This is a genomic window from Ursidibacter arcticus (assembly GCF_009761375.1).
Lineage (GTDB): Bacteria > Pseudomonadota > Gammaproteobacteria > Enterobacterales > Pasteurellaceae > Ursidibacter > Ursidibacter arcticus.
This window is the reverse complement of record NZ_LEKM01000217.1, coordinates 1-2,726: the sequence shown is the minus strand read 5'-3', so window position 1 is coordinate 2,726 and position 2,726 is coordinate 1. Positions and strand designations below refer to the sequence as shown.

Sequence of the window (2,726 nt, the reverse complement as noted above, 5' to 3'; positions counted from 1 at the left end):
GGTTTGTCATCAGTCTGAGCATAATTCATTTATGTCAAATATGATAAACTCTCTCATTATTTTTAAATGAGAGAATAGTATGACGATAATCACACTTGCCAAACAAGCTAAACAAGCAAGCATTGCCCTTGCTCAGTTTGGCAATACTCAGAAAAATCAAGCCTTATTCGCAATTGCCGATGCGTTAGAGCAACGTAGTGCGGAAATTTTGGCTGTTAATCAACAAGATATTGCCTATGCTCAAGAACAAGGTATTTCTCCTGCGATTATTGACCGCTTGTTACTCACACCTGAACGTATTCAAGGAATAGCAAATGATGTGCGTAATGTGGCAAAACTGGCAGACCCTGTCGGGCAGATCATTGATGGTGGCGTATTAGATAGCGGATTAAAAATCCAACGACAACGAGTTCCACTTGGCGTTATCCTTACTATTTATGAAGCTCGTCCAAATGTAACGATTGATGTGGCATCGCTCTGTTTAAAAACGGGTAATGCTGTTATTTTGCGTGGTGGAAAAGAGACCAAGTTTACTAACGGTATTTTAGTTGATGTAGTACAAAACGCATTAGAGCAAACAGGATTACCAAAACTCGCGGTACAAGCCGTTACTGATCCTGATCGAAACTTGCTCTTAGAATTGCTTAAATTAGATCGCTATATTGATATGCTTATTCCACGCGGTGGGGCTGGCTTGCATCAATTCTGTAAAGAAAATTCAACAATCCCTGTTATTGTTGGTGGCATTGGGGTCTGTCATCTTTATGTAGAGCAGACTGCAGATTTATCTCGTGCGGTTCAAGTAATTGCGAATGCAAAAACACAGCGTCCAAGCACCTGTAATACCCTTGAAACTTTATTAGTAGATAGGGCGATTGCCGAACAATTTTTACCGATGTTGGCAGAACAACTCACAGCCTTAAAGGTTACATTGCATAGTGATGATTTCCCAAGTGAATTGCAAAAAAATGCCAATATCCAACCGCTTGATCCAGAGAAACTGTCACAAGAGTGGCTCTCTTTAGATCTCAATGTGGTCGTTGTAGAAGGTGTTGAGCAAGCGATTGAGCATATTCGTACTTATGGCAGTCAGCATTCTGAAAGTATCTTAACTGCGAATTACGCATTGGCTCAACAGTTTGTGCAGCAAGTTGATGCGGCGGCGGTTTATATCAACGCAAGTACTCGTTTTACCGATGGGGCACAATTTGGCTTAGGAGCTGAAGTGGCGGTAAGCACACAAAAACTACACGCTCGTGGGCCTATGGGGTTAGAGGCACTCACAACGTATAAATGGGTATGCGAAGGGGATTATTTAACAAGAGTTTAATATGACATCACGAATTCTTTTTTTCATCAAACTGTTTTTATTTCGTTCAGAGCAGAATCGCATTGCGATCTACTCGGGTTACTTAACGTATAGTACATTGCTATCACTCGTACCGTTGATTATGGTGGCATTTTCAATTTTTACCTTGCTCCCCATTTTCGACCAAGCCACGACACAATTAAAAGAACTCGCTTATGATAACTTTGCTCCTAATGCGAGCCATATGGTGCAAGAATATCTTGATCTGTTTGTCGAAAATTCCAAAAAAATGGGGATTATCAGTATTCTCGGTTTAGTGGTGGTCGCAGTAATGTTGATTTCCAGTATCGACAATGCTCTTAACGAAATTTGGCACAATACGAAGAAACGCTCGGTGGTACTCTCTTTTGTGATCTACCTTGCGGTGCTAATTTTTGGCCCGATGTTTGCAGGGGCGAGTATTGCTATCAGTTCTTATATTTTCTCCTTAGAGATGTTTGAAACAGATGGTATCTTCTCATTTAGTCATCATCTTCTGAAGTTAATGCCTTTTTTCCTCATTTGGTTGCTATTTAGCTTTGTCTATCTAATTGTGCCAAATACCAGCGTTAAATTTAAACACGCTGCTATTGGTGCGTTAATGGCGGCATTATTCTTTACTTTGGGTAAACAGCTATTTGTTTGGTACATCACCACATTCCCTTCCTATCAAGCGATTTATGGCGTGTTAGCGACTATTCCGATTATGATTGTATGGATTCATTTAAGCTGGAAAGTCGTGCTATCAGGTGGGCAAATTGCGTCTGTGCTTAAAGATATGGAGATGATTAAGCAAGGCACATTAGAAAACCCACTTGCTAAGGAGACAAAATGATCGCTCTTATTCAACGTGTAAAATGGGCAAAAGTAGAAGTTGAGCAACAAGTTATCGGGGAAATTACCACAGGTTTATTGGTATTACTTGGTGTTGAGCAACAAGACGACCAAGCCAGTGCGGACAAATTACTTGAAAAAGTACTGAACTATCGAGTATTTGCCGATGAAAATGGCAAAATGAATTTAAACGTACAGCAAGCTCAAGGGAGTTTACTAGTCGTTTCACAATTTACTCTTGCGGCAGATACGCAAAAAGGCTTACGTCCGAGCTTTTCTCGTGGAGCATCGCCAACACAAGCGGAGACTTTATATGATTATTTTGCAGATCAAGCAAAACAGCGGATTACAACTCAAACGGGGAAATTTGCTGCGGATATGCAAGTCAGCCTGCAAAATGACGGTCCTGTTACGTTTTGGCTACAAGTTTAACCGCCGATAAATCGGTCAGATTATTGACAAAGTCTTTTTTCATTCGGACGCCAGCGTGGCGTCCCTACAAGGAAAGTTATAACCAATTGAAAAATAACAGATTTTATTTTGT

At 40.6% G+C, this 2,726-nt stretch carries 3 protein-coding genes; all 3 read left to right on the top strand.

The features are described 5' to 3' along the window. Positions 1 to 79: 79 nt before the first annotated feature. Genes proA through dtd form a run of 3 tightly spaced genes read left to right on the top strand, consistent with a single transcriptional unit; the run spans position 80 to position 2,614 of the window. Positions 80 to 1,330, top strand: coding sequence for a glutamate-5-semialdehyde dehydrogenase (gene proA / locus A1D25_RS10295; protein ID WP_157395587.1), 1,251 nt, complete (start codon positions 80 to 82; stop codon positions 1,328 to 1,330). A 1-nt stretch (position 1,331) separates the two neighbouring features. Continuing rightward, positions 1,332 to 2,183 carry a virulence factor BrkB family protein gene (locus A1D25_RS10290; protein WP_157395586.1) on the top strand — a complete coding sequence of 284 codons (852 nt, stop codon included), beginning with the start codon at positions 1,332 to 1,334 and terminating at the stop codon, positions 2,181 to 2,183. Next, a complete protein-coding gene (dtd, locus tag A1D25_RS10285; RefSeq protein ID WP_157395585.1) occupies positions 2,180 to 2,614 on the top strand; it encodes a D-aminoacyl-tRNA deacylase in 435 nt (144 codons plus the stop codon). Before A1D25_RS10290 ends, dtd begins: the two co-directional genes overlap by 4 nt. Positions 2,615 to 2,726 lie beyond the last annotated feature (112 nt).

Coding starts and splice junctions, on each gene's coding strand:
- proA (WP_157395587.1), top strand. CDS start 80: ATGACGATAATCACACTTGCCAAACAAGCTAAACAAGCAAGCATTGCC.
- A1D25_RS10290 (WP_157395586.1), top strand. CDS start 1,332: ATGACATCACGAATTCTTTTTTTCATCAAACTGTTTTTATTTCGTTCA.
- dtd (WP_157395585.1), top strand. CDS start 2,180: ATGATCGCTCTTATTCAACGTGTAAAATGGGCAAAAGTAGAAGTTGAG.